At 32.7% G+C, this 26,837-nt stretch carries 23 protein-coding genes; 22 read left to right on the plus strand and 1 reads right to left on the minus strand.

The window, feature by feature from the left end:
• The first annotated feature begins 135 nt into the window (after positions 1 to 135).
• The 15 genes from TICRE_RS07210 to TICRE_RS07280 all read left to right on the plus strand — a co-directional run bounded on the left by TICRE_RS07210 (position 136) and on the right by TICRE_RS07280 (position 16,466).
• On the plus strand, positions 136 to 1,728 hold the full coding sequence (locus tag TICRE_RS07210) for a glutathione ABC transporter substrate-binding protein (RefSeq protein ID WP_075726590.1): 1,593 nt from the start codon (positions 136 to 138) through the stop codon (positions 1,726 to 1,728).
• Positions 1,729 to 1,825: 97 nt separating this feature from the next.
• Entirely contained in the window at positions 1,826 to 2,746 is a 921-nt protein-coding gene (locus TICRE_RS07215) for an ABC transporter permease subunit (protein ID WP_075726592.1), read from the plus strand.
• A gap of 14 nt (positions 2,747 to 2,760) precedes the next feature.
• The gene (locus TICRE_RS07220) at positions 2,761 to 3,663 is read left to right on the plus strand and encodes an ABC transporter permease subunit (protein ID WP_075726594.1); all 903 of its coding nucleotides are present in this window, start codon (positions 2,761 to 2,763) and stop codon (positions 3,661 to 3,663) included.
• Between the two features lie 17 nt (positions 3,664 to 3,680).
• Complete coding sequence (locus tag TICRE_RS07225; protein ID WP_075726596.1) at positions 3,681 to 4,682, plus strand: ABC transporter ATP-binding protein; 1,002 nt, start codon at positions 3,681 to 3,683, stop codon at positions 4,680 to 4,682.
• The gene (locus TICRE_RS07230; protein ID WP_075726598.1) at positions 4,682 to 5,662 is read left to right on the plus strand and encodes an ABC transporter ATP-binding protein; all 981 of its coding nucleotides are present in this window, start codon (positions 4,682 to 4,684) and stop codon (positions 5,660 to 5,662) included. The genes TICRE_RS07225 and TICRE_RS07230 overlap by 1 nt, the downstream gene beginning before the upstream one ends.
• 21 nt (positions 5,663 to 5,683) lie before the next feature.
• Positions 5,684 to 6,763 carry a M42 family metallopeptidase gene (locus TICRE_RS07235; protein ID WP_075726600.1) on the plus strand — a complete coding sequence of 360 codons (1,080 nt, stop codon included), beginning with the start codon at positions 5,684 to 5,686 and terminating at the stop codon, positions 6,761 to 6,763.
• A 28-nt stretch (positions 6,764 to 6,791) separates the two neighbouring features.
• Positions 6,792 to 7,589, plus strand: coding sequence for a M55 family metallopeptidase (locus TICRE_RS07240; RefSeq protein WP_075726602.1), 798 nt, complete (start codon positions 6,792 to 6,794; stop codon positions 7,587 to 7,589).
• A 207-nt stretch (positions 7,590 to 7,796) separates the two neighbouring features.
• Entirely contained in the window at positions 7,797 to 8,864 is a 1,068-nt protein-coding gene (locus TICRE_RS07245; RefSeq protein WP_075726604.1) for a BMP family lipoprotein, read from the plus strand.
• Between the two features lie 98 nt (positions 8,865 to 8,962).
• Complete coding sequence (locus tag TICRE_RS07250) at positions 8,963 to 10,510, plus strand: ABC transporter ATP-binding protein (RefSeq protein WP_075726606.1); 1,548 nt, start codon at positions 8,963 to 8,965, stop codon at positions 10,508 to 10,510.
• Entirely contained in the window at positions 10,510 to 11,577 is a 1,068-nt protein-coding gene (locus TICRE_RS07255) for an ABC transporter permease (RefSeq protein ID WP_075726608.1), read from the plus strand. The genes TICRE_RS07250 and TICRE_RS07255 overlap by 1 nt, the downstream gene beginning before the upstream one ends.
• Positions 11,578 to 11,592: 15 nt before the next feature.
• Positions 11,593 to 12,537: an ABC transporter permease gene (locus TICRE_RS07260; protein ID WP_075726610.1), complete on the plus strand. Its 945-nt coding sequence runs from the start codon at positions 11,593 to 11,595 to the stop codon at positions 12,535 to 12,537.
• A 22-nt stretch (positions 12,538 to 12,559) separates the two neighbouring features.
• Positions 12,560 to 13,495 (plus strand): ribosylpyrimidine nucleosidase, encoded by a 936-nt coding sequence (rihB, locus tag TICRE_RS07265; protein WP_075726612.1) that lies wholly within the window; start codon positions 12,560 to 12,562, stop codon positions 13,493 to 13,495.
• 17 nt (positions 13,496 to 13,512) lie between these two features.
• A complete protein-coding gene (locus tag TICRE_RS07270) occupies positions 13,513 to 14,781 on the plus strand; it encodes a M20 family metallopeptidase (RefSeq protein ID WP_075726614.1) in 1,269 nt (422 codons plus the stop codon).
• A 13-nt stretch (positions 14,782 to 14,794) separates the two neighbouring features.
• Positions 14,795 to 15,544 carry a glutamine amidotransferase gene (locus TICRE_RS07275; RefSeq protein ID WP_075726616.1) on the plus strand — a complete coding sequence of 250 codons (750 nt, stop codon included), beginning with the start codon at positions 14,795 to 14,797 and terminating at the stop codon, positions 15,542 to 15,544.
• A gap of 22 nt (positions 15,545 to 15,566) precedes the next feature.
• Positions 15,567 to 16,466 (plus strand): ribokinase, encoded by a 900-nt coding sequence (locus TICRE_RS07280; protein WP_075726619.1) that lies wholly within the window; start codon positions 15,567 to 15,569, stop codon positions 16,464 to 16,466.
• A gap of 39 nt (positions 16,467 to 16,505) precedes the next feature.
• Here the strand turns inward: TICRE_RS07280 and TICRE_RS07285 are convergent, their stop codons facing one another.
• The gene (locus TICRE_RS07285) at positions 16,506 to 17,567 is read right to left on the minus strand and encodes a LacI family DNA-binding transcriptional regulator (RefSeq protein WP_075726621.1); all 1,062 of its coding nucleotides are present in this window, start codon (positions 17,565 to 17,567) and stop codon (positions 16,506 to 16,508) included.
• Between the two features lie 723 nt (positions 17,568 to 18,290).
• Between TICRE_RS07285 and TICRE_RS07290 the strand changes: the two genes are divergently transcribed.
• From TICRE_RS07290 to TICRE_RS07320, 7 genes are all read left to right on the plus strand, one after another.
• Entirely contained in the window at positions 18,291 to 19,097 is an 807-nt protein-coding gene (locus tag TICRE_RS07290) for an ABC transporter ATP-binding protein (RefSeq protein WP_075726623.1), read from the plus strand.
• 2 nt (positions 19,098 to 19,099) lie between these two features.
• Positions 19,100 to 19,855: an ABC transporter permease gene (locus TICRE_RS07295; protein ID WP_233120163.1), complete on the plus strand. Its 756-nt coding sequence runs from the start codon at positions 19,100 to 19,102 to the stop codon at positions 19,853 to 19,855.
• 46 nt (positions 19,856 to 19,901) lie between these two features.
• Positions 19,902 to 20,960 carry a uroporphyrinogen decarboxylase family protein gene (locus tag TICRE_RS07300; protein ID WP_158016465.1) on the plus strand — a complete coding sequence of 353 codons (1,059 nt, stop codon included), beginning with the start codon at positions 19,902 to 19,904 and terminating at the stop codon, positions 20,958 to 20,960.
• An 85-nt stretch (positions 20,961 to 21,045) separates the two neighbouring features.
• A complete protein-coding gene (locus tag TICRE_RS07305) occupies positions 21,046 to 22,107 on the plus strand; it encodes an ABC transporter substrate-binding protein (RefSeq protein WP_075726629.1) in 1,062 nt (353 codons plus the stop codon).
• A 162-nt stretch (positions 22,108 to 22,269) separates the two neighbouring features.
• Complete coding sequence (locus tag TICRE_RS07310) at positions 22,270 to 24,318, plus strand: molybdopterin-containing oxidoreductase family protein (protein ID WP_075726631.1); 2,049 nt, start codon at positions 22,270 to 22,272, stop codon at positions 24,316 to 24,318.
• Between the two features lie 436 nt (positions 24,319 to 24,754).
• On the plus strand, positions 24,755 to 25,627 hold the full coding sequence (locus TICRE_RS07315) for a uroporphyrinogen decarboxylase family protein (protein WP_075726633.1): 873 nt from the start codon (positions 24,755 to 24,757) through the stop codon (positions 25,625 to 25,627).
• 12 nt (positions 25,628 to 25,639) lie between these two features.
• A complete protein-coding gene (locus TICRE_RS07320) occupies positions 25,640 to 26,716 on the plus strand; it encodes a uroporphyrinogen decarboxylase family protein (protein WP_075726635.1) in 1,077 nt (358 codons plus the stop codon).
• Positions 26,717 to 26,837: the final 121 nt, after the last annotated feature.

Genomic DNA, 26,837 nt, shown 5'->3' on the forward strand with positions numbered 1-26,837 from the left:
AACCTTGTTTAAAGGATTATTTATATTGACTCAAGTCTGAAAGTTTAGTATAATGAAACAAATATTAAGATAAATAAAATTTATTAATTTTAATATTTATTTACTTAATTATATATCAAAATAGGAGGGGCATTTATGAAAAAAAAGTTAATTATACTTGGATTAATCATCGTTTTAGCTTTAAATCTTGCAGCTTGTGGCGGCACAGATACCGGTAAGACACCAGATGGTGGAGATAAGGGTGCAGGTCAAAAGTCTAATACAGATATTGTTATATCTACAGCGGTAGACTTTATAACAATGGATCCAGCAGATACAAATGATACTCTATCAGGTTCAGTTCAAAGGACAATGATGGAAGGATTATTTGGTTTTGATAAAGAAATGAAGGTAGTTCCTCTATTAGCAGAGAGCTATGAGGCTAATGATGAGGCAACAGAATTCACTCTTAAGTTAAAAGAGGGAGTTAAGTTCTCAGATGGAGAAGAATGGAACGCAGATGCAGCTAAAGTAAACTTTGATAGATTAGCTGATCAAGAGCAAGGTTTAAAGAGAAATACTTTATTTAAAGTAGTTAAGTCTACTGAAAAACTTGGAGACTATGAAATTAAAATAACATTAAGTGAGCCTTTTGGTGCGTTTGTAAATACATTAGCTCATCCAGCAGCTTTAATGATTAGTCCTAAAGCATTAGAAAAACATGGTAAAGAAGTTTCTCAAAATCCAGTTGGTACAGGACAATATACTTTTAAAGAATGGAAACCAGGAGAGAGCTTAACAATAGAAGCAAATAAAGACTATTGGGGTGGAGCTCCAGAGTTTACATCTATAACATTTAAGCCAGTTACTGAAAATGGAACGAGAATATCAATGCTTAAATCTGGAGATGCAGATTTTATATTCCCAGTGCCAACAGAGCAGATAGAGGCATTAAAATCTGAGAAAGATATAGAAGTAGCTACTCTTCCATCAATAATAGTTAGATATATCACTCTAAACACTGCAAAACCACCTTTTGACAATATAAAGGTAAGGCAAGCACTAAACTATGCTATAGATAAAGATGCTTTTGGTAAAGTAGTTTATGATGGATTTACTGCTCCTATGGATTCACTTATAGCTGGTAATGTTCAATATCATAGTGCTCAAAAGCCATATGACTATGACATTAAAAAGGCAAAAGAGCTTTTAAAAGAAGCAGGTTATGAAAATGGATTTGAAACTACAATTTGGAGTAGTAATACAACTACTAATATAAAAGCTACTCAGTTTATACAACAACAATTAGCTGAAATTGGAGTTAAGCTTAAAGTTGAAAACATGGAAATTGGAACTTTGGATGAAAAAGTAACTGGATATGCAGAAGGTACTCCAGGTAAAGATGCTGGAGTAGAGATGTATATGATAGGATGGTCACCTTCAACAGGAGATGCAGACTGGGGTCTAAGACCACTTGCTGCGAGTGAATCATTCCCACCAGTATCATATAATGTAGCTTATTATAGCAACCCGGAATTTGACAAAGCGATATACGAAGCACTTCAAACTGCTGATAGCGACAAGAGAAACGAAGCATATGAAAGAGCACAAAAAATCGTATGGGAAGATGCACCTATGATATATTTAACTGTAGATGAAACATCATTTGCAGCAAGAAACAATATCAGTGGAATATATATACTTCCTGATGGATCTTTAAGTGTAAAAGATGGAAAAGTTAATAAATAATAAAACTAAATAGTAAATATTGATAAAACATGGGTATAACCAAAATTATATCCATGTTTTATTAAATTAAATAAGAATTAAAAAAGGAGAATTAGGTATGTTTAGATATTTTTTAAAGAGAACCTTAGCTGTGATACCAACAATCCTGATTGTATCTGTATTTGTATTTATGTTTGTAAGATTCATTCCAGGAGATCCGGCTAGACGTGTAGCTGGGCCTGATGCTACATTAGAAGATGTAGAAAACATAAGAGAAACTTTGGGATTAAATAAATCAATACCAGAGCAATATAAAGATTATATGTTAGGACTAATGAAGGGAGATATGGGAACTTCCTTAAAAACTCAAAGACCAGTTACATATGAAATAGGACAAAGGTATATGAATACTGTAAGATTAACTGTGGTAAGTCTTTTATGGTCTGTTATAGCTGGAGTTTTAATTGGGGTATTTTCAGGAAAGAATAGATCGAAATGGCAAGATTATACAGGGATGACTTTGGCAGTATCTGGTATATCTGTACCATCGTTTTGGCTAGGGCTTATGCTAATAAGTGTATTTGCGGTAAATTTAAAATGGTTTCCAACAGTTGGCTCTGAAGGACTTAAATCTTTAGTACTTCCTTCTATAACACTTGGAGCAAGTGTTGCAGCTATCATTGCTAGATTTACTAGATCTTCTATAATTGAAATATTAAAAGAAGATTATATAAGAACTGCAAGGGCAAAGGGGCTTAGAGAAAACAAAGTAGTTTGGAAACATGTATTTAGAAATTCTATGATAGCAGTTGTTACAGTTGTTGGTCTTCAGTTTGGTTTCTTATTAGGCGGTTCTGTAGTTACTGAATCTGTATTTGCATTTCCAGGTCTTGGAAGTCTTCTAATAGACTCTGTAAATTTTAGAGACTATCCTATGATACAATCTCTAATCTTAATCTTTTCACTTCATTTTGTTGTAATAAACCTAGTTATAGATTTATTATATGCAGGATTAAATCCAGAAATACAAATGCAATAGAAAGGGGGCATATCATGAACAATGAGAATTTATTAAATGAAAAGCATGAAAAAGACTTAAACTATAAAAGAGATATGAGAAGTCCATTTTCAGAATTTGTAGGTAAGTTTAAGAAACAAAAAACAGCTATAGCTGCAAGTGTTTTTATCTTAACACTTATTATATTATCTTTAATAGGAAATAAAGTAGTTCCATATGATTATAGCGAATACGACTATGCAAATGTATTACAAGGTCCATCAGGTGATCATTTTTTTGGTACAGATGAATTTGGTAGAGATATTTTTAGTAGAATAATAATTGGGACAAAGATATCCCTCTTTGTGGGACTTTTATCAGTTACAATAGGAGCAGTAGCAGGTACAGCACTTGGTCTTATAAGCGGATATTATGGAGGGTTTTTAGATAGTATAATAATGAGAATATCGGATGTATTATTTGCATTTCCTGGCGTTATCTTAGCCATAGGAATTATAGCAATATTAGGTCCTGGTATAGGAAATGTAATAATAGCAGTTGCCATATTTAGTACTCCTTCTTTTGCAAGAATTGTACGGAGTACTACTTTAGAGTTAAAAGAAAGTGTATTTGTAAAGGCTGCAAAGAACTTAGGGGCAAGTGATGCTAGAATACTCTTTAAGCACATTTTACCGGGAGCTATGTCTAATATAATAGTTTACTACACTATGACAATAGGTTCTTCTATACTTACTGCTTCAAGTTTAAGTTTCTTAGGAATGGGTGCACAGGCACCAAGTCCAGAATGGGGTCTTATGCTTAGTACTGGTAGAGCATATATAGGACTTAATTGGCATATGACATTTTTCCCAGGGCTAGCTATATTTCTAACAGTTTTATCATTTAATCTTTTAGGCGATGGTCTTAGAGATGCACTAGATCCTAAATTAACTGAGTAAGAGAGGAAGAGGTATAAATGAAAAAAGTGGAAAACAAAAATATATTAGAAATAAAAGATTTACATACCTACTTCTATACAGATAATGGAATTGTAAAAGCGGTAGATGGTGTAGATATAAATTTAAAAGAAGGTTCAACACTTGGAATCGTAGGAGAGTCAGGAAGTGGAAAAAGTGTAACTGCACTCTCTGTAATGAATCTACTAGAAGGTACTAAAGGTAAGATAGTAAAAGGTGAAATCCTATTAGATGGAAAAGATATAGTAAATATAAGTAAAGAAGAAAAAAGAAAACTTAAAGGAAGTCAAATAGGTATGATTTTCCAAGAGCCTATGACTTCTTTAAACCCTGTATTAAAAATAGGCGATCAAATAATGGAAGGCCTTCTCCAGCATTCTGATATGAGTAAACAAGAGGCTAAAGAAAAGACTATAAAGATTCTTGAACAAATAAGTATCCCTAGAGCAGATAAGATAATAAATGAATACCCTTTTCAGCTCTCAGGAGGGATGAGACAAAGAATAATGATAGCCATGGCTCTAGTATGTAATCCAAAGATACTTATAGCGGATGAACCTACAACTGCTCTTGATGTTACTATTCAAGCTCAGATACTAGAACTTATATTGGAGCTAAAAAAAATAATAGGAATGTCTATAATGTTTATCACCCACGATTTAGGAGTAGTGGCAGAGGTTTGTGATGAAGTTGTTGTAATGTACTGTGGAAGGGTAGTGGAAAGCGGAGATGTATTTACTATATTTGAAGATCCACAACATCCATATACTAAGGGGCTTTTAGAATCAATACCTAAACTTGGTGTTGAAGTGGAAAGACTAGACTCTATCCCTGGAAATGTTCCAAACCCTAAATTTATGCCAAAGGGTTGTAAGTTTGAACCAAGGTGTAAGTATTCAATGGATATTTGTAAAGAAGAAGAACCACCATTTTTTACATTTGATAATGAACACAAAAGCAGATGTTGGCTATGCAAGAAAGAATATGGAGGTGAGCTATAGTGAAAAAGATTTTATTACATGTTGAAGGTTTAAAAAAATACTATCCAGTAAGAAAAGGAATTTTAGGAAGTAAAAAAGAATATGTAAAAGCAGTAGATGGGGTAGATTTTGATGTATATGAAGGTGAAGTAATAGGTATAGTAGGGGAATCTGGATGTGGTAAGTCTACAACTGGTATGCTCATATCTAATTTAATCAATAAAACTAGTGGTAAAATAATCTTTGATGGAAAAGATATATCTAACTATGATAATGCACAGATGCGTTCAGTTAGAAAGGATATACAGATGATCTTTCAAGATCCTTATGCTTCACTAAATCCTAGAATGTCAGTAAGAGAGATAATAGCTGAGCCTTTAAAGATACACAAGCTGACAAGTGGAAAAGAAGAAACTGATAAAAGAGTTGTAGAACTTCTAAAGCAGGTAGGTCTAGACTCCTATCACGCTCCAAGATATCCTCATGAGTTTTCAGGCGGTCAAAGACAGAGGATTGGTATAGCAAGAGCACTAGCAGTAGAGCCAAAGCTTGTTATAGCAGATGAACCTGTATCAGCGCTTGATGTTTCTATACAATCACAAGTATTAAACCTTATGAAAGACTTAAAAGAAAAATTCAATCTAACATATATATTTATTGCACACGACCTGTCAGTTGTAGAACATATCAGTGACAGAATAGGTGTTATGTATTTAGGTAATTTTGCAGAAGTAGCAGATAAAAAGGAACTATATAAAAATCCTCTACACCCTTATACTCAAGCACTCCTTTCAGCTGTTCCAGTTCCAGATCCAAGAGCAAAAAAGGATAGGATTATTTTAGAGGGAAGTATACCATCTGCACTAAACCCTCCTTCAGGATGTAAGTTTCATACTAGATGTAATAGGGCTATGGAAAGATGTAAAGTAGAGGTTCCTAAAAAGACAGTAATAAATGAAAAGCATTATGTGTATTGCCATCTATATGATGAAAAAGAATAGTTTTTTTAACAGGAGGAAGTTATGGGAAATATAGAATTGATAAGAGACTTAACAAATGCATTTGGTCCATCCGGTTTTGAAGAAGATGTTGTAGAAGTAATAAAAAAATATGTTAAAGATTCAGATGTAGAAAGTGATTCTATGAATAATGTTTTTTCTAAACTAAATAAAAACACTGGTAAAAGAAAGACTATATTATTAGATGCTCATAGCGATGAAGTAGGCTTTATGGTGCAAAGTATTTTAAAAAATGGGCTAATCTCATTTGTTACTCTAGGTGGTTGGATAAATAGCAATATACCAGCTCATTTAGTAAATATAAAAAATGGAAAAGGCGAAATTGTCGAAGGAATAACAGTTTCTAAGCCGCCCCACTTTATGACAGATGAAGAAAGAGCAAATGATAAGCTTAGCATTGAGTCTATGTATATAGATGTGGGTGCATCAAGCAGAGAAGAAGTAATAGAATACTATGGAATAGATATAGGAGATCCAATAGCACCACTTGTAGACTTTAAATATGATGAAAAAACTGGAATTTTAAGAGGAAAAGCTTTTGACAATAGACTTGGATGTATGTGTATTATAGAGGTGATGAATAGACTTAGTGAAATGGACGATTTAAACATTGATGTTGTTGGCGGATTTGCGGCCCAAGAAGAAGTTGGAATGAGAGGGGCTAAAATTACAAGTCAAAGAGTAAAACCTGATTTAGCAATTGTATTTGAAGGCTCACCTGCTGATGATATATATTTTGATGAGATTACTGCCCAAGGAAGTTTAAATAAAGGTGTGCAGATAAGACATATGGATCAAAGTTATATCGGAAGCTCCCAATACATTCAATATGCAAAAGATATAGCTAAAGAAAAAAACATTAAATTTCAATCAGCAGTAAGAAGAAGAGGAAGCACAAATGCAGGTGCTATTCACCTTTCCAATGAAGGTGTACCAGTTTTAGTCTTGGGTATACCATCTAGATATGTTCACACTCATTACAATTATTGTTCTATAAATGATATCGATGATACAATAGAATTGGCAACAAATGTAATAAAGGAATTCAATAGAGAATCTATAGATAAAATTCTTAAAAAATAATATTTTACTACTATTAAAGAGGTGGAATATGAAAATATTTATAAGTGCGGATATAGAAGGAGTAGTTGGATCTACTTTTAAAGAAGAATGTCGTAAGGGAGATCCGGAGTATGCACAATTTGCCGATCAAATGACTCTAGAAGTAGTAGCAGCCTGTGAAGGGGCTATCGAAGCTGGAGCTACTGAGGTGATAGTAAAAGATGGACATGGCCTTGCAAATAATATTGATGTATTTAAAATGCCTAAGGGAGTTAAACTTATTAGAGGTAAGAGTGGACATCCTTATAATATGATGTATGGATTAGATGAAAGTTTCCATGCGGTAATATTTATTGGTTATCACTCAGGAGCTGGAAACCCTGGAAGTCCGCTATCTCATACATCTACAGGATCTACAAATTATATAAAATTAAATGGAATGTATACAACAGAGTTTTTAATAAACTCCTATACTGCCGAAAATAACCGTGTTCCAGTTGTGTTTTTATCAGGGGATAGGGAAATATGCAATGAAGCAAAGAAGATAAATCCTAATATTACTACAGTAGCTACAAAGGAATGTTATGGTGGATGTACTGTCAATTTATCGAAGGAAGAAGCACTTGGGAGGATTAAATCTGGAGTTAAGGATGCACTTACTGGAGATGTAAGTAAATGTCACATTGAAGTCCCAGAAGAATTTGAAGAGATAATTTCCTTTAAAGATCATGTACATGCTTTTAAAATGAAGTTTTATCCTGGGATGGAGAAAATAGACGATCATACTATAAAACTTGTGACAAAAGATTATATGGACATAATAACTGCAAATACATTTGTCTTATAAGAGAAGATCATGGCATTATGCTATAGATCTTCTTTTACTCTCTATCTGCTATTAGAGTAGCGGGATTTTTAAAAGTAACAATTAAATAATCTTAATATAAAATCTGTTGACAAATGTCGATTTATAAATTAAAATAATAGGTAATAATACTTAGTAAAACGTTTTACTAAATATTGTCTTTTTAAAAAATATTAGGAGGAATGAGCCATGAAAAAAGTGGTAACATTATTATTAGTTATGACTCTAGTTATAGGTACTCTTGCTGGATGTTCATCAAAACCGGCAGACAAAGACTCAGGAGGAAAGGATGCTGGAGGAAAGGATAAACTAAAAGTAGCATTGATTTATTCTGGATTTTTAGGGGACAAGTCTTTTAACGACTCTGCTCACGAGGGCGCACTTAGAGCTGTAGAAGAATTTGGCATTGAACTTAAAGAGATGGAATCAAAAGAGCCAGCAGAATGGGAATCTAACTTTGTTGCTATGGCGGCAGATGGTTATGATTTAGTTATAGGCGTTTCTACTCAGTTTGAAGAGATAGTAGCGAAACATGCTCCAGAATTCCCTGATACAAAATTTGCAATAATCGATGGTGTTGTTAAGGGAGAAAACGTAGCATCTTCAACATTTGCACAAAATGAAGGTTCATTTTTAGCAGGAGCTGCTGCTGCTATGTTTACTACTAAGTCAGATATTGAAGGAGTAAACCCAGAAAAAGTTATTGGATGGGTAGGTGGACTTGATATACCAGTACTTGCTGATTTCTTTACAGGATACAAGCAAGGTGCTGCATATATTGATCCAGAAGTAAAAGTTTTACAATCATTTGCAGGTACATTTAATGATCCATTAAAAGGAAAAGAACTTACAATAGCTCAATATAGTCAAGGAGCAGATATTGTAATGAACGTAGCTTCTGGTACTGGTACTGGAATCCTTGAAGCTGCTAAAGAATCAGGAAAATACGCAATAGGGGTTGACTTAGACCAAGATGGCGTATACCCAGGATCAATTTTAACATCTATGTTAAAGAGAGTTGATAATGCAACTTATCTTGCAATTGAATCAGTTGTTAAAGACACATATGAAGGAAATAAGACAGTTTATCTTGATATAAGTAATGGAGGAGTTGGATTAACTGATATGTCAGTTATGAAAGAAGCTCTAGGTGATAAATTCCCTCAAGATATCCTTGATAAAATAAAAGAATTAGAAGAGAAAGTTAAATCCGGAGAAATTAAAGTTGAAGCTTATGAAGGATTTGGAAGAAAATAATAAAATAAGAATATTTGGAAGTGGTTTGTATATAGCAGACCACTTCTTTAAAAGTAAAAGGATATAAATAAAACTAATTAGTGGAAAGTGGTGTTTAGATGAACGATTATATAGTTGAAATGACAAATATAACAAAAAGTTTTGGGGATGTAAAAGCTGTTGTAGATGGGCAATTTAATCTTAAAAAGGGAGAAATACACTCGCTAATTGGTGAAAACGGCGCAGGTAAATCTACAATGATGAAGATGTTATATGGGATATATCCAAATGACTCTGGTACTATAAAAATAAAGGGTAAAGAAGTTCAAGGACTTACTCCAAATATAGCTATAAAAGATGGAATTGGGATGGTTCACCAAGAATTTATGCTTGTAAATGAACTTACAGTATTAGAAAATATAATACTTGGATTTGAACCTACAAAAAATATTACTATAGACTTTGACAAAGCTAAAAAAGAGATACAAAAATATATAGATACTTATAATATGGATATTCAGCCTGGCAAAAAAATAAATCAGATACCACTAGGAGAAGCTCAAAGAGTAGAAATTATAAAAACACTTTATAGAGGTGCAGAAATAGTTATACTAGATGAACCAACAGCAGTTCTTACACCTCAAGAAACAGTTAAATTCTTTGAAATATTAAATAGTATGAAAGCAGATGGAAAATCTATTGTATTTATATCTCATAAATTAAAAGAAGTAATGGAAATCTCTGATAGAATTACCGTTATGCGTGATGGACAATATATGAATACTGTAAACAAAGAAGATACAGATATAGATGAACTTGCTAAATTAATGGTAGGCAGAGAAGTATTTTTAAATGTAAAGAAAAAAGATGTTGTAGTGGGAGAGACTGTATTAAAAATAGATAACCTTTGGACATCAGGAGAAAAAGAATTATCTAAGATAAAAGGAATATCACTGGATGTAAAACAAGGAGAAATACTTGGAATCGCAGGAATAGATGGAAATGGTCAAAGCGAACTTATAGAAGCTATTACAGGACTTAGAAAAGTAGAAAAAGGAAAAGTTATTTTAGATGGAGAAGATATAACAAATAAAAGTCCTTTAAAGATTAGAAAATCCGGTATGACTCATATACCTGAAGATAGAAACATAAGAGGTCTTAATAGAAAATTATCTATTAAAGACAATATGATTGCAGTTAAAATAGATAAAAAACCTTATTCAAAAGGTTTAGTATTAAATAATAAAGAGATCGATAGTTTTACAAAAGACCTGATTGAAAGATTTGATGTTAGACCTACAAACCCTGAAATACTTACAGAGGCTCTATCCGGAGGAAATGCTCAAAAGATAGTTGTTGCAAGAGAAGTAGATGCAGATGGAAAACTTTTAATAGCATCCCAGCCTACTAGAGGAGTTGATATTGGTGCTATAGAGTCTATTAGAAAGATACTTAATGAGGTAAAGGCCAATGGTAAAGGCATAATACTTGTATCAGCAGACCTTGATGAAATTCTTTCTCTTTCAGATAGGATTGCGGTTATGTATGAAGGGAAGATTACTGGTATTCTTGATGCTAAAAATGGAAATGAAAATAATATTGGTTTGCTTATGATGGGTGGAAAACTAGGACATAATGATTCAGAAGATATAGGAGGGAATTTATAATGGTAAAGAGGAGGACGTTTATAACTACAAAATCCCCAAATAAATATATAAACTTGTTATTAACTACTTTAGTTTCCATACTAATTGGTGCTGTGATTATGCTTGCATTAGGACACAATCCTATAGAGGCATATATTCAGCTATTTAAAGGTGCGTTTGTTGGAAAATTAAATTTAGGTACTACACTTCAAAAATTTGCACCTCTACTATTGACCTCACTAGCATTTGCAACTGCAGCAAGAGCGGGTGTATTCAATGTTGGAGTAGAAGGAGAACTATATTTAGGAGCAATAGCTGCAGCTTGGATAGGTTATACATTTACCAGTCTACCGGGACCTATACTCATTCTACTTTGTATGGTAGTTGCAGCCCTAGTAGGCGCCGCTTGGTCTTATATACCAAGTTCATTAAAAGCATATTTAGGAGTAAATGAAGTTTGTGTTACCATTCTTATGAACTATGTTGCACTATATATTACTTCATATTTAGTAAATGGACCACTATCTGCTAAAACAGGTGTACCTCAAACCCCAACTGTAGCAGCTGGTGCAAAACTAGCTCAGTTTATGAAACCAAGTCAAGCAAATATGGGGCTTTTTATAGCAATTGGAGTAGCTGTTTTGGTGTATTGGATTTTAAACAAATCAACTTTAGGTTATAAGTTTACAACAGTTGGTTTAAATCCCCTACACGCAGAGTATATAGGTATTAAACCTGAAAAAAGTATAATAAATTCAATGTTTTTAAGTGGAGCAATAGGAGGAATTGCAGGGGCTATTGAAGTTCTTGGAACATATGGATATTTTCTAGATAATTTCTCTTCTGGTATGGCATTTGATGGAATGCTTGCAGCACTAATAGTTAAAAATGATATTAAGATGGTACCATTTATGGCTTTCTTCCTTGCAGTATTAAAATCTGGAGCACTAGGCATGGAGAGATATACTGGAGTACCAAAATCAGTTGTAGATACTATAATAGCTGTATTTATAATATTTGCAACAATGGAAGCACTGTTTGCTTTTCTACAAAAAAGAAAAGCAAAACTTGTAGAGGAACAAATTTAAGAGGAGGGCTAATAAATGAATTTTGATTCAATATTTGATTATACACTCATATATGCTACTATAAGAGCCGCTACTCCAATCTTATTTGCCGCCTTGGCTGCTGCAATAACAGAACAAGGAGACATTACAAATATAGGTACAGAGGGAATTATGCTTACTTCTGCTTTTGCAGCTGTGTTGGTTAGTTATACAACTGGAAGTTGGATTCTTGCTTTGATAGTATCGATGATAGCTGGAGTATTGATGGCACTTATAATGGCGGTTGCACATATAAAATATAAAGCTGATATAACTGCAATAGGTATAGCTATAAACATGCTTGCCCTTGCGATTACAAAATTTGGTATAAAACAATTTTTAGGAACAACAGGAAGTTTTACAGATCCAAAGATAGTTGGAATTCCAAAGATAAATATTCCATTTTTAGAAGGCAATAAGTACTTAAATGGAATATTTAATAACTGGTCTTTGATGGAGATATTTGGAATAGTAATGGTTCTTTTGCTTACTTTCTTACTTTATAGAACTGTATGGGGTTTAAGACTTAGATCAGTAGGACGCTTTCCAATGGCTGCAGAGACAGCAGGTATAAATGTAAATAGGATGAAATATCAAGTAATGATAATTTCAGGTGTTTTAGGTGGTCTTGCGGGAGCACATCTTTCAATAGGTTATTCTCAAATGTTTATTGAAAACATGACAAATGGAAGAGGTTTTATGGGAGTAGCTGCAATGTTCTTTGGAGGAGCAAATCCTGCACTAGCTTGGGTAGGAAGTTTATTATTTGGTTTTGTAGATAGTATTGGTGGAAGACTACAGGCTTACGGATGGCCTTCACAGTTTGTTTTAATGCTACCTTATATTATAACAATATCAGTACTTGCATTTTCAATGTGGAGAAAGAAAAGAAGAGAAGAAAAGGCTAAGAGTTCATTAACAATTGCAACAGTAAAAAATTAAATTTGAAAGGATGTTTTTAGATATGGATAAAAGAAAGATAATATTAGACTGTGACCCAGGTCATGATGATGCTGTAGCTATTATGATGTCAGCTATACATCCTAAAATTGATTTGCTTGGAATTACAATTGTAGCGGGCAATCAAACCCTTGAAAAAACTACTAGAAACGCATTAAATGTATGCCAGTATTTAAATATAGATACAAAAGTTTATTCAGGATGTAGTCTTCCTATGGTAAGAGATAAGCAAGTAATAGCAGATGATATACATGGAGAAACAGGTCTTGATGGTCCAGTATTTGACACCCTTACGAGAAAAGCTGAGGATAAGCATGCTGTAAACTATATAATTGACACACTTATGGAGTCAGATGGAGATATAACTTTAGTACCTACAGGTCCCTTAACTAATATTGCTATGGCAATGCGTATGGAACCAAGAATAGTAGATAAAATTCAAGAAATAGTTCTTATGGGAGGAGCTTACCAACTTGGGAATGTAACTCCAGCTGCAGAATTCAATATATTAGCTGATGCTGAAGCAGCTCATGTAGTATTTACATCAGGTAGACCTGTAGTTATGATGGGACTTGATTTAACAAGACAAGCACTATGCTATCCTAGTATAGTTGAAAGAATGGAAAAAATAGATACAAAAGCTGCACATCTATTTGCAGATCTTATGAGATTTTTTGGTCAGCAACAAAAGAAAGTATTTGGATGGGAAGGTGGTCCACTTCATGATCCTACTTGCATAGCTTATCTTATTGATCCAAGCGTGATAGAGGTAAAACCTATGTATACAGAAGTAGAGATAAGAAGTGAAAAATGTTATGGTCGTACACTTTGTGACTACTTTAATATTACTAAAGAAGAACCTAATTCATTAGTAGCGGTAAAACTAGATAATGAAAAGTTTTGGGATATAGTGGAAGAATGTATTAAACTATATAATTAAATAAAGGGTGTGATGGAATGATTGAACTATTAAAAAGAACCCTAGAAAAAAATAAGGAAAAATATATATCCCGCCTTTTAGATATTGTAGCAATAGATACTCATGATATAGGTCATGGTATTGATGGAGGACTTGAAAAAGAAGGACAAGACTATTTGATAGATATGTTTAAAAAGATGGGAGCTTCTGTGAGTGTAGATCAGGTAACAGAAGAAGTTATACAAAAGGCAATAAAAGAATTCAAAGAAGGTAATCCTGGACACAATTATGAGGATAGATACAATGTATATGCAAAATTTAAAGGTGGAGAAGGTAAGTCTATAATGTTTAATGGACATATAGACACAATGCCTTCTGGAGATATTGCTCTATGGAGCACTCCCCCTCATAGTCCGACTATAAAGGACGGGAAGTTATTTGGGCTTGGAGCAGCTGATATGAAAGGTGGACTTATGGCATCTATAATGGCAGTTGAACTTTTAAAGGATGCTAGTATTGATTTGCCAGGGGACGTTATTATAACTTCGGTTATAGATGAAGAAGGTGGGGGAAATGGGTCCATTGCAGCTGCTATGAATGGACAGAAGGCAGATGCAGTTGTAGTTTGTGAGCCTACTGACTATGAACTTATAGCGGCACATATGGGATTTGTTTTCTTTAAAGTAGAAGTAGAAGGAGTAGCTGTTCACTCTGGATCAAAATGGCTTGGAGTAAATGCCATTGAAAAAGCCCAAAAAATTATGGGTGCTATAAATGAACTAGAACATAAATGGCTAATGAAATATAAACATGCTCTTTTACCTTCTCCAACATCAAATTTTGGTGTAATTGAAGGAGGAACAGCGGGTTCAACAGTTCCAAGTTTCTGTTCTTTTTCAACTTGTGTACACTATTTACCAGAAAAGATGGATCATGAGATGGTAGTTAAAGAATATACTGAAGCTATATATAGAACATGTGAGGGTGATGAATGGCTTAAAGATCATAAGCCTAAAATTTCTATATACCAAGCTGGAGGGCCTTTTGAAATGGAACTAGATCACCCATTTGTGGATTCATTTAAGGATTCTTTTAAAGTAGCTATGGGAAGAGAAGTTGACGTAGTTGGTTCTCCTGCAGGATGTGATTCTAGAATATGGAAAAACATTGCCGGGTGTCCAACGCTTCAATATGGACCAGGAAGACAATCTGAATGTCACGCAGTAAATGAATATATTGAAATAGACCAATATTTAGATGCAATACTTATATACTCAAAACTTATAATGGATTGGTGTAATAGATAAAGGAGAGATAAAAATGGCAAAGAAGATATTAATAGCAGGAGAATCATGGATGACTTATACTACTCATGTTAAGGGCTTTGACACCTTTTATACTAGTAGCTATGAAGAAGGGGTAGGATTTATAAGAGATGCTATAGAAAAAGCAGGATATGAAGTAGAGTATATTCCAAATCATTTAGCTCCAGATAAGTTCCCTACTACAAGTGAAGAATTAAATAAATATGAATGTGTTATCTTATCAGATATAGGTTCAAACACGCTACTACTTCCAAATGATACTTTTGCAAAGGGACTCAAAACTCCAAATAGATGTGAACTTATAAAGGATTATGTAAATGGAGGGGGTTCATTTTTAATGATAGGAGGATATATGTCCTTTACTGGAATAGATGCTAAAACCAGATACGGACAAACTGCAGTAAAAGATATACTTCCAGTTAAATGCCTCGATATAGATGATAGGGCAGAACATCCTGAAGGAATAGTTCCTATAACAGTTAAAGAGCATGACGCTCTTAAAGGACTTCCAAAAGAGTGGCCTCATTTCTTAGGGTATAATAGAACAGTTGCTATACCAGAAGGAGAAGTTCTTGCAACTATTGGAGATGATCCATTTATAGCAGTAGGAGAATTTGGGAAGGGTAAATCAGCAGTATTTACTTCTGACTGTGCACCACATTGGGGATCACCAGAGTTTGTAAGCTGGGAGTTTTATAATGAACTATGGAAAGGTATTTTAGATTATTTAACAAATAAAGCTTAATGCCTAATGACAAGGAGATACTATGAAAATATTAAACTTTGGATCGTTAAACTTAGATTATGTCTATAGTGTAGATCAATTTGTACGTCCTGGAGAAACTAAGTCTTCTAAAAAAAGAGAGGTATTTGCTGGAGGGAAGGGACTAAATCAGTCTATAGCACTGGCCAGATCTGGAGCTCATGTATATCACGCAGGGGCAGTAGGAAAATTAGATGGTAATATTTTAGTTGAAGTCCTTAAAACAAACAATGTAAATACTGATTTTGTAAGGGAGATAGAGGATGTCTCTACAGGACATGCTATTATTCAAGTTAATGATGATGGCGAGAACTGTATATTATTATTTGGTGGTGCAAATCAGATGATGAATTTGGATCAAATAGATAATATATTGGATAAGTTTTCAAAGGGAGACTTTTTAATATTACAAAATGAGATAAATATGCTTCAATATATAGTGGAAAAGGCTCATGAAAAAGGTCTTATTATAGTGTTAAACCCATCTCCTATAGATGAAAATATATTTAAATTAAATCTAGATTATATAGATTATTTTATATTAAATGAAATAGAAGCTGCCGATATATGTGGGATAGATATATCTGAAAACTTATTAGAAAGTTTAGGAGATAAATTTCCAAAGGCTAAAATTGTTTTAACTCTAGGAGAAAAAGGAGTTAAATTTAAAGATGGAGATTTAATTTTAGAACATGGCATATTTGATGTAAAAGCAGTTGATACTACAGCTGCTGGAGATACATTTACAGGGTATTTTATAGGTAGCTTAGTACAAGGCTATAGTGTTAAAGAAGCACTAAGATTAGCTTCACTTGCATCTGCAACAGCAGTATCTAGAATGGGAGCAGAAACTTCAATTCCATTTATGAAAGAAGTTAGAACAAGTAAATTAAGACTAAAATAATATAATTATAAAAGAACTCAAGTTATTTAAATGTAGAATTTAAATAACTTGAGTTCTTTTATTTAATAATCTTTTATTGGGTTTGGAAGTACTCTTTCTTACTATTAACTCAGGAGAATAAAGTGGTAGATTATCTAAAAACTCTTCTTTGCTATCGATAATATTTATAAAATGCTTTGCGGCACCCCGTCCCATTACTTCTATAGGTTGGTGTATTGTAGTTAGGGGAACTTCCAATATCTCTGATAAATAAATATCATCATATCCAATAACAGATATATCATGGGGTATAGACAAATTATAAGTTTTAAGACCCTTTAAAACACCATAGGCCATCATGTCATTAAAGGCAAAGATTGCAGTAAAATCTTTTTCTATTAGTTTATTTACGGCTGACACACCGCTTTCTATATGATAATTTCCCTCAACTATAAGCTCTTCATCATATTCAATAGAACCATCATCTAATGCTTGTTTATAGCCTCTTAATCTATCGTTTGATTCACTTAAATATTGAGGTCCTGTAACACAAGCTATTTTTTTATGGCCTAAATCTATAAGGTGTTTCGCTGCTAAATAGCCTCCTTTAAAGTGATCTAAACTTACCACATTTATTTTGGGAAAAGTAGCAGGAAAATCAAGATATCTATCTATCATTAAGAATTTAATATCAAAGTTTTTAATTAAAGAATATTTTTCTTTGAAATTCTTAAGATTGCTATCTGATGACATAGAATAAAGTATGCCATCTACTCCTTTTCCCTCTAACATCTTTATATATTCCAAATCTCTTTTATGAGAATCATTTGAATTGCAAAGTAAAACTGTCCATCCATTGTTTCTAGCTTCATCTTCAATACCTTTAGCAAGGCTTGAAAAAAAGTTGTTTCTAATATCGGGCACTATTAGTCCAAGTGTCTTTGTTCTCTTTGTTACAAGGCCTACAGCGAGTTGATTTGGTCTATAGTTAAGTTCTTTTGCAGCATTTATAACTATATCTCTTGTAGACTTTGGTATTCTTGATGCTCTATTATTTAAAACTATAGAAACTGTGGATATAGATAAGTTAGTTTTAGCAGCAATATCTTTAATAGTAGTCAATTTTATCACCTATCTTAAATTATTATTTATATTATTATATCATAAACAAGTTTTAAAATAAATTATATAATAAACAAAAAAACCTTGCTAATTGCAAGTTTTTTTATAATCTGTTCAAATGGGTACACTTCCTATTATACTTTTATTAGCAGGATTTTCTACCTCTATATGATATTTATATGTCAAATAATATCGAATCTACAAGGTTTATAGCTTATTTTACAACTGTGGAGTGTAAGTATTGTATGTTAAAATCTAAATAATCATGCTTGACTTTAGCACTGTAATGCACTATCATAGATTATGATCAGATAAAAAAGGATGAAAAAAGATAAAAAAAGATAAAAAAGGATTATTTACTTTACTTATTTAAATCATTATCATTATAACAGTAATATAATGTGAAAAGCAAGATAATACCTGAAAATAATAAAATTATCACGTTATCCCAAGTATTACCTTTTTAGAGTAGCTTCTCATGAATTCAATAGCAGGAGTTGCTTTAATATAGGCTTTTGAAACGTATTGCGTTCCTCAGTAACGATATAATGTCTTTTCCTGTTTTGCATAATAGATCCGCTCCTTCTTTGATTATAAAACTTTAATAAGATATATCTAAAGTCAGGATGTGCATGAATGCTTCCAAATAAATACAGAATGGACATTATATCAAATCATATTGATGAGTATCAAATAGATTATGTAAGGAGGTTATTTAATTAGATGGAAAATAAAAAAAAGTTACAAATAAATAATTTAATACATAATTATGAATCTAAAGATGGCGAAATAGTTCATGCTTTAAATAATATAAATCTATCTGTAAATGATGGTGAATTTTTAGCAATTGTTGGTTCCAGTGGTTGTGGGAAAAGTACATTATTAAATATTATGGCGGGTATGATAAAGCCAACTAAGGGAGAAATATTGATTGATGGGGAAACATTTACTTTTAATAAACACAAAATTGGATATATATCTCAATCTGATACACTTCTACCTTGGAGAAAGATAATAGATAATGTAGCTATAGGATTAGAAATTGAAGGGGTCAATAAAAAAGAGCGACATGAAATAGCGAGAGAACTTATGGAGAGTAGTGGTTTATCTGGATTTGAAGATAAATATCCTTATGAATTGTCTGGTGGAATGAGAAAAAGAGCTATTATAATTCGTGCACTTGCAACAGACCCTGAAATTATATTTATGGATGAACCTTTTGGGCCATTGGATGTATTTACAAAAGAATTACTACAAGATGAGATATTGAAAATATGGGAAAAGAGAAAAAATACAATTGTGTATATAACCCATGATATTGGTGAGGCCATTACTTTAGCAGATCGAATAATATTGATGAGTTACAGACCATCAAATATAAAGTCTAAGTATATTGTAGAGATACCTAGACCTCGAGACATTAAAGAAATCAAACATAATTACAGATTTATAGAATTAGAAAAAGATATTTGGGAAGACATAAAAAATGAAGTTCTTAAGGCTAAGGAAGAGGAAATGATAAGTATATGAAAATGAAAAATTTTATAATGGATAAATTCTATAGTGTTATATTTATGATTATTCTTATAATAATTTGGCAGATCGCAGCTAGTAGACAGATTATAAACACATTTTTTTTTAGTTCTCCATTAGAGATTTTTAAGGATTTAATAATATTGTTTAAAACAGGTGAGATTTGGCCTCATATAAATGTAACACTTGGCGTGTCGATTCTTGGTTTAGTATATGGAACCATCTCTGGTGTAGTGATAGCATTTTTATTTGGTAATTTCAATATATTTTCTAAGATATTCGATCCAATTTTAGTAGGTTTATATGGACTACCTAAATTAGCCTTAGGACCTCTTTTTATAATATGGTTTGGTATTGGGTTAAAGGCAAAAATAGTTATGTCAACAATTATGGTATTCTTTTTAGTGTTTTTTAATGCTTATGCAGGCTTCAAAAATACAGATATAAATTTAATTGACACTTTAAGGACAATGGGTGCTTCAAAACTTCAAATCATTATGAAAGTAACATTGCCTTCATGTGTTCCTTGGATTGCTGCAAGTTTGCGGGCAGGTGCAGGATCAGCTGTAATGGGTACTATTGTAGGCGAATATTTAGGTTCGAATCAAGGGCTTGGTTGGATGGTTCAATCAGCAGGTGGTGTTTATAATATTACTAGAGTACTTTCGTGTATAGCTATTTTATTATTTTTAATGTCGATGATAGATTCGTTGTTAAAGAATATAGAAAAAAGACTACTTCGTTGGAGGCAATAGATGTATTAAATATGGCTGAATGAAGTATGGTAAAAGAGGGGTAAATATGGAATTGACTACAGTGGAAAGAATGAAAGGTCTAATTATGAAGACAAAGATAGATAGAATACCTATGAATCCTTTCGCTAGTACTTATACTGCATTAATATCTAATCACACTGCAAGGGAGTATTATTTAAACCCGGAGATAGCTTTAAAATCTCATATAAATTCAATAATGCTCCATAAGTATGATGCAAAACCAGGCTATGGAGTTCCAAATTGGCAAACTTTGGACTTTGGGGGGGAACTAGAATTTTCATTTAAAAATAAAGCAGCGTTGCCTAAAGTAGTAAAATATCCAATAGAGACTGTTGAAGATATTTTAAAAATAAATATGCCTAATATAGAATCTGCACCAATGGCATCAAGGATGATAAGGTTTGCTGAATTATCAATAGAAAATGGATTTGGATATGGCGTTCCAGCAGGATCTGCTCTTACAGGAGTTGAGGCACTTATAGGGGCAGATAAACTGCTAAGATCAATGGTAAAAGATCCAAAATTAATTCATTCTCTTATGAGGATAAGTACCGATTATATTCTTAAAATTGCAAAGTATATGATTGATAGATTTGGAATAGAAAAAGTATCAGCTTTTTCTGCATATCCGTTAGAATCTCATGCATTGATATCCCCAAAATACTTTGACGAATTTTCGTTACCATATACCAAAGAAATTATAGATACTCTTCAAAAATGGGGAGTGGAATCAATGATAGTACATCTATGCGGTGATCATACTAATAATCTTGATTATTGGATAAAAGATATAAAGTTGCCGAAAAGAACAATAATTGCAGTTGGTACAGAGATGGATATAGTAAAGACCGCAGAATATTTAGGTGATGATTATATTATGGGTGGTAATGTAAAGAATATAACATTAAGTAATGAACACCCAGATAAGGTCTATGAAGAGAGTAAAGAAATTATTAATAAAATGAAAGATTTTCCAGGAGGCTTTATATTAATGCCTGATTGTGGGTTATCTCCTTTGACGCCCGCTTGCAATATTGATGCAATGCTTAGAGCAGTAAGAGACTTTGGAAGATATGATAAATAAATTTAATATAAAAGTTGAAGATTAATATTAAATTTATTTTAATTATTTAATATATATAATGAAAATATAGAGGGGGAAATATTAAATGAAAAAGATTTTATTATTAGTACTATGTTTTACAATTTTAGTTGGAGTTTCAGCTTGTAGCACAGAAGATTCGAATAGTAAAGAATCAGGTAACAAAAATGTTACAGAAAAAGAAAATACTAAGCAATCTGAAGAGTTGCAAAAAATTACAATATCAGAACCGGTAAGAGGAATTCTTTGGGCACCAGTTCATTTGGCCAAAGAATTAGGTTATTTTGAAGAGCAAGGATTAGATGTTGATATTGTCACAGTACAAGGGGATGTTCCTACAGCTCCTGTATTATCTGGCGATGCTCAATTTGGATTATTTGGTCCAGAAATGATACTTGGATTTAATGAGAAAATGCAAGGAACAAAATTGCTTATAACAGCTACAGATAAATTTCCATATTCATTCGTATCAAGTCCTGAATACAATTCTATAGAATCACTAAAAGGAACTTCAATAAATGGTGCAGATAGTGGTAGTTCACCAAGACAATTTGTTAGATCAGTGTTAAAATCAGCAGGATTAAATGTAGATTCTGATGCAAGTTATGTTAAAATGCCTAACTCGGGGATCCTAGCAGCACTTGAAAACAAAGATGTCAGTGCTACTTATGCATCACCAGAAACCAGACAATTATTATTAGATTCAGGTGCTAAAATGCTTGTAGATATGTATGAACCAGAGGTTCACAAAAAGATACTTAATTCAGAAACTTACGAGATGTATATTACTTTCACTACGGATAAATATATAGAAGAAAATCCAGAAGTAGTTCAAAAGTATGTAAATGCTGTTTATAAAGCAACACTTTGGACAAATGAGCATTCTGTCGAAGAAATAATAGAAGCCATAAGACCATCATTTTCAGATAATGAATATCTAGAAAGAACTATTAGAGAAATAAAAGATAATGGAATATTTTCTGAAACAGGTGACTTTTCTGATTCTGGATTTGATGCAATAAATGAAATGGCAAAAGCATCTGGCATTATAAAGGATAAAGTATCAAGAGAAAAAGCTATAGATGATTCTTTTCTAAAGGAAGCGCAAAAGACGATTAATTTAGACTAGAAGATTAAAGAGATATAGAGGCTTATTAATTAGTATTATAATATCATTTAATAATCCTTTATAATCAAGAAATTTAGAATGATATATCAAGAGAAACTATTTCAATAAATGAGTTAAGCAGTGGTAGATACTCCATGGAAAAGGTGTATAAGGGGGGAGGTTATGATAAAGGGAATATGTAGTTTTTGTTCGGGAAGTTGCGGGATTGAGTTATTAGTAAAAGACAATAAAATACTCGAAGTCAGGGGAGATCGAGATCATCCTATAACCAAAGGATATATCTGTCCAAAGGGAAAGGCGTTACCTGAGATAGTTCACTCTAAAGATAGGCTAATAAAACCAATGAAAAAAGATAAAGATGGTAACTGGACAGAGATAGAATATAAAGATGCAATTAAGATAATTGTTAAAAAATTAAAGGGTTTGAAAGATAACTTTGGACCAGAGTCATTGTCAATACATGCAGGAGAAGCAGGAGTAAGGAGACAATTTCCTGAATATGCAAAAAGATTTTGTCAAAGTTATGGAACGCCTAATTATTCATCGGCAGGAAGTCATTGTCACTTATCAAAAAAACTAGCTAACAAGATTACTCTAGGAGTATTACCAAGTCCAGATTACAAAAATAGCAAATGCATAGTTTTATGGGGTTATAATCCTAGTAATTCCAATCCTTATCAAATGATGGATATTAATGAAAGTATAAGAAAGGGAGGAAAGCTAATAGTAGTAGACCCCCAAGAAACAAGTTTAGCTAGCAGAGCTGATATACATTTAAAACTTAGACCAGGAACAGACGGAGCATTAGCATTAGGTCTTATTCATGTGATTATAAAAGAGAATCTTTATAATAGAAACTTTGTAGAAAAGTGGACTTTAGGATTTGAAAAGTTAGTAGAGTTAGTAAAGGATTATACACCTGAGGAAGTTGGAAATATTACAGAGATTTCTGCAGAAACTATTATTGAAGCAGCTAGAATATTGGCTAATAATAATCCATCTAATATTACCCCGGGGATAGCAATAGAACTTCTTTCAAATGGTTTTCAAACAGGTAGAGCAATTTCAATACTTCAAGCAATTATGGGCAATGTTGATATAGCTGGTGGTGCTATGATGAATTCCCCTGCATTTTTATCTTCATTAAGATTGAATGATGTTGAGTTTAATAAAGGGTCTATAGGCAGTACAGAGTTTCCTCTATTCTGTAAAACATACGATGTGGCCCAAGCTAACATACTTAGTGATGCTATTCTTGAAGGGCAACCTTATCCAATAAGAGCTATGATTGTAATAGGAAGTAATCCATTGCTTAGTTGGCCAAATACTAATAAGTTAAGGAGAGCCTTAGAAACATTAGATTTTTTAGTTGTAATGGATAATTTTATGACGGAAACAGCGATGTTAGCAGATTTAATTATTCCAGGAAGTTTCTTTGTAGAAAGGTATGAAATATGGAATAAAGTTGGACCATCTGGAGAGGGAGTAATAGGAATATCACCTAAGATAATAGGGAGTAATCAAGGAGTTATTGAATGGGAATTTATCAGAGATATAGCTAGGGCTATGGGATATGAAAAGGATTTTCCTTGGAATACGGAGGAAGAAGCAATAGATTATAGATTTAAGAAATTGGGAAAAAACTTTGAAGAAATATTAAATATGGATTATGGATATAAACATAGAGAGTTCAAAGAAAAGAGATATGAAGAAAATGGCTTTGATACTCCTTCTAAAAAAATAGAAATATATTCTCAAACCCTAAAACAGTTAGGCTATGATCCTTTGCCAGTATATTATGAACCGGCTGAGAGTAAATTATCTACTAAAGAATTGGCTGAAGAATACCCATTAACGCTATCAACAGGAGCTAGATATATGGAATATTATCACTCAAGATATAGGAATATAAAGTCTCTTAAAGAATATAAAAATAACAAAGAACCAATGGTTAGAATCCATCCACATACAGCAGAAAGACATGGAATTAAGAACGGCGATATGGTTAATATTGAAAGTTTAAGGGGAAGTATAAATTTAAAGGCAGAGATAACAGAAGAAATACTTCCTACAGCCGTTATAATTCAACATGGCTGGAACTCAGCAAATGTAAATGAACTTACAGATAATGAAGCTTTAGATCCAATAAGTGGATTTCCACCAGATAGGTCATTATTAGTCAAAATAGGAAAGTATAAAGAAGATAAATAATATATTTTAAAATTTAAAAGTCTAGTAAGTGTTATGGAAATATACCTACTAGACTTTTTAGAGTAGCTTCTTATGAATTCAATAGCAGGAGTTTCTTCAATATAAGCTTTTGAAACGTATTGCGTTCCTCAGTAACTATATAATGTCTTTTCTTGTTTTTCATAATAGATCCGCTACTTCTCTGATTGTTTTTATTATATCAGATATAGAATTTATTATTTTTGAGTTATCCTATTTATATACTAGCACTACTTACAGTTTTGTAGAGGAGTATAGTGAGTAACGGCTATGTTTACCTAAGAGTATGAAGCATAGATGAATTAATGAGCTTGATTTTAGTGGTATAATTGTTTTATTATAAGAGATAAGTGCTTAGCAAGTAGGAGTTAGATAACAATTTTGGGGTCAAAGCTTAACAATTGTAGGAGGGGTAAAAATGTACCAATTTGTAGATTATAAATGCAAACCAGGGTCTGATACAGCTGGTTTAGAAGATGAGGTAGTAAAGATAGTAAACTTGGATTTTCCTGAGGGATACACTATGGCCAATGGATTGGTTAAAATAGCCAAGGTCAATAAGGAATATAAAAAGATGACAATGTGCTTATTACCTTTTTGTCATACAGTGGAAGCAGAAAATTATGGTGGAGATATAAATCTTGGCACTGCAAAAATCGGACCAAGATGTAAAGGATATGCATATGAAAACATTCAGGATCTATTAAGTCTTCCTGACTTAGACTTCAATAAAGGTAGATTAAAAGAAGTAATTAAAGCAATAAAGGATCTAAAATTAACTGGAGAAAATATAGTTGTAAATATAACTGGGCCGATCACAATTTTAAACAATCTAATAGATCCAAGTAAGATTTTTAAAACTTGGAGGAAGGATCCTGATGTTATTACAACCGTTATTGAAAAATTAAAAGTGCAAATTCTTCTGTATATGGAAAAAACAATAGAAGCAGGAGCAGATGTTTTAGCTTTTGAAGATCCGGTTGGAGCATTAAATATCCTTGGTCCAAAGTACTTTGGAATGCAGGGTAAAAATTTTTCTTATCCTTTCGTAATGGATGCCATTAAAATGATTGATAACAAAGCTGTACTACATTTATGCCCTAAAACTACACTTCAGTTAATATCTTTGGAGTTTGCCCACTGGGAGGAAATTGAGCTTGATGAAGTTATGACTTATGAAGAAGCATATATGAAGTTAAAAGATAAAGTATCAGCCACAGGGAATATCTGTATTCACAATAGAGATATTTCATTAAAAAACAAGAAACTCAAAATTCTAAAGTTAAACTAGGAGGTTAAACACATGCACAGGTACGATCAAATGACGCCAAATGAAAGATTACAGGCCTTTATGACTGGGGAAGAAATGGATAGGATATTAGCCATGCCTATACTGGTATCTGTAGCCCATAGAGTATATGGAATGACTCATAAAAAGAAGAGAAATTCTGCACTATATCAAGCAGAAGCACAAATTGCCTGTTATGAAAGATTTGGCAATGATATTATGATTATAGAATATGGGTTACATGGATTAGGTACTGCACTTGGTACTGAAATGACGGATCCGGATGATAGTGTACCAGCCATTAGTAATCACGTACTTAAAGACTTGGCCGATCTAGATTCATTAGACTTCTCTAAGGCAAGTAAAGAGAATGATCCATGGCTTCAATCTAACTTAGAAGCTGTTAAGATTTGTATAGATAGAGTTGGTAATGAAGTGCCAACTGGTGTCCTAATATCTGGTCCATTTACTGCAGCAGCTAGTATATATCCTGTGGAATTAATCTTGAGAGCCACTAAGAAAAATCCTGAAGGGGTACATAAGCTCTTAAGATTATGCACTAATACATTGAAAGAAATATATATAGAATTTATTAAAGCAGGTGCTATCATCATCCAATGTGATCCAATTGCATCTGGAACGCTACTTCGACAAAAACAGTATCAGGAATTTGTTAAGCCTTATGCTACAGAGTTAAATGAAACTATTCAAGAGGTGGGGGGTATAAATACATACCATATTTGTGGTAATAGTACAAAAATAACAGTAGATATGGTAGATACTGGATGTAATATGTTGAGTGTAGACAATGTTGTGGATTTAGAAGAAATAAAAAATACTGTAGGACACAGGGTGCCGATACTTGGAAATATTGACCCTGTAGGAATATTGCTTCATGGAAATAGGGAAGAAATACATCTAGCAGTAAAGACAGCAATTAAAAAGACCTATGATAGTCCAAAAGGATATATCCTGGCATCAGGTTGCGATATGACACAGAATGTTCCATTAGAAAACATAGAATACTTCATGGAAGCTGCTAGAAAATATGGCAAATATCCATTAGATAAAAACTTATTAGAAATTAAGTAGGAGGTATTAAAATGGCAAGAACAAAAGAAGAATTATTGAAATTATTATCAGATTATGTATATGAAATGGAAGATGAGGAAATAGGAGAAATTGCACAGGAATATGTAGATGCAGGCTATGA

Origin of the sequence: Tissierella creatinophila DSM 6911, assembly GCF_001940565.1 — a bacterium.
Lineage (GTDB): Bacteria > Bacillota > Clostridia > Tissierellales > Tissierellaceae > Tissierella_A > Tissierella_A creatinophila.

Excerpts from the sequence above, each read along its gene's own strand:
- TICRE_RS07245 (WP_075726604.1), top strand. The coding sequence starts at position 7,797 with ATGAAAAAAGTGGTAACATTATTATTAGTTATGACTCTAGTTATAGGT.
- TICRE_RS07225 (WP_075726596.1), top strand. The coding sequence starts at position 3,681 with ATGAAAAAAGTGGAAAACAAAAATATATTAGAAATAAAAGATTTACAT.
- TICRE_RS07210 (WP_075726590.1), top strand. The coding sequence starts at position 136 with ATGAAAAAAAAGTTAATTATACTTGGATTAATCATCGTTTTAGCTTTA.
- TICRE_RS07320 (WP_075726635.1), top strand. The coding sequence starts at position 25,640 with ATGCACAGGTACGATCAAATGACGCCAAATGAAAGATTACAGGCCTTT.
- TICRE_RS07295 (WP_233120163.1), top strand. The coding sequence starts at position 19,100 with ATGAAAAATTTTATAATGGATAAATTCTATAGTGTTATATTTATGATT.
- TICRE_RS07235 (WP_075726600.1), top strand. The coding sequence starts at position 5,684 with ATGGGAAATATAGAATTGATAAGAGACTTAACAAATGCATTTGGTCCA.
- TICRE_RS07240 (WP_075726602.1), top strand. The coding sequence starts at position 6,792 with ATGAAAATATTTATAAGTGCGGATATAGAAGGAGTAGTTGGATCTACT.
- TICRE_RS07305 (WP_075726629.1), top strand. The coding sequence starts at position 21,046 with ATGAAAAAGATTTTATTATTAGTACTATGTTTTACAATTTTAGTTGGA.
- TICRE_RS07270 (WP_075726614.1), top strand. The coding sequence starts at position 13,513 with ATGATTGAACTATTAAAAAGAACCCTAGAAAAAAATAAGGAAAAATAT.
- TICRE_RS07315 (WP_075726633.1), top strand. The coding sequence starts at position 24,755 with ATGTACCAATTTGTAGATTATAAATGCAAACCAGGGTCTGATACAGCT.
- TICRE_RS07220 (WP_075726594.1), top strand. The coding sequence starts at position 2,761 with ATGAACAATGAGAATTTATTAAATGAAAAGCATGAAAAAGACTTAAAC.
- TICRE_RS07300 (WP_158016465.1), top strand. The coding sequence starts at position 19,902 with ATGGAATTGACTACAGTGGAAAGAATGAAAGGTCTAATTATGAAGACA.
- TICRE_RS07310 (WP_075726631.1), top strand. The coding sequence starts at position 22,270 with ATGATAAAGGGAATATGTAGTTTTTGTTCGGGAAGTTGCGGGATTGAG.
- TICRE_RS07280 (WP_075726619.1), top strand. The coding sequence starts at position 15,567 with ATGAAAATATTAAACTTTGGATCGTTAAACTTAGATTATGTCTATAGT.
- TICRE_RS07255 (WP_075726608.1), top strand. The coding sequence starts at position 10,510 with ATGGTAAAGAGGAGGACGTTTATAACTACAAAATCCCCAAATAAATAT.
- TICRE_RS07290 (WP_075726623.1), top strand. The coding sequence starts at position 18,291 with ATGGAAAATAAAAAAAAGTTACAAATAAATAATTTAATACATAATTAT.
- rihB (WP_075726612.1), top strand. The coding sequence starts at position 12,560 with ATGGATAAAAGAAAGATAATATTAGACTGTGACCCAGGTCATGATGAT.
- TICRE_RS07260 (WP_075726610.1), top strand. The coding sequence starts at position 11,593 with ATGAATTTTGATTCAATATTTGATTATACACTCATATATGCTACTATA.
- TICRE_RS07275 (WP_075726616.1), top strand. The coding sequence starts at position 14,795 with ATGGCAAAGAAGATATTAATAGCAGGAGAATCATGGATGACTTATACT.
- TICRE_RS07215 (WP_075726592.1), top strand. The coding sequence starts at position 1,826 with ATGTTTAGATATTTTTTAAAGAGAACCTTAGCTGTGATACCAACAATC.
- TICRE_RS07250 (WP_075726606.1), top strand. The coding sequence starts at position 8,963 with ATGAACGATTATATAGTTGAAATGACAAATATAACAAAAAGTTTTGGG.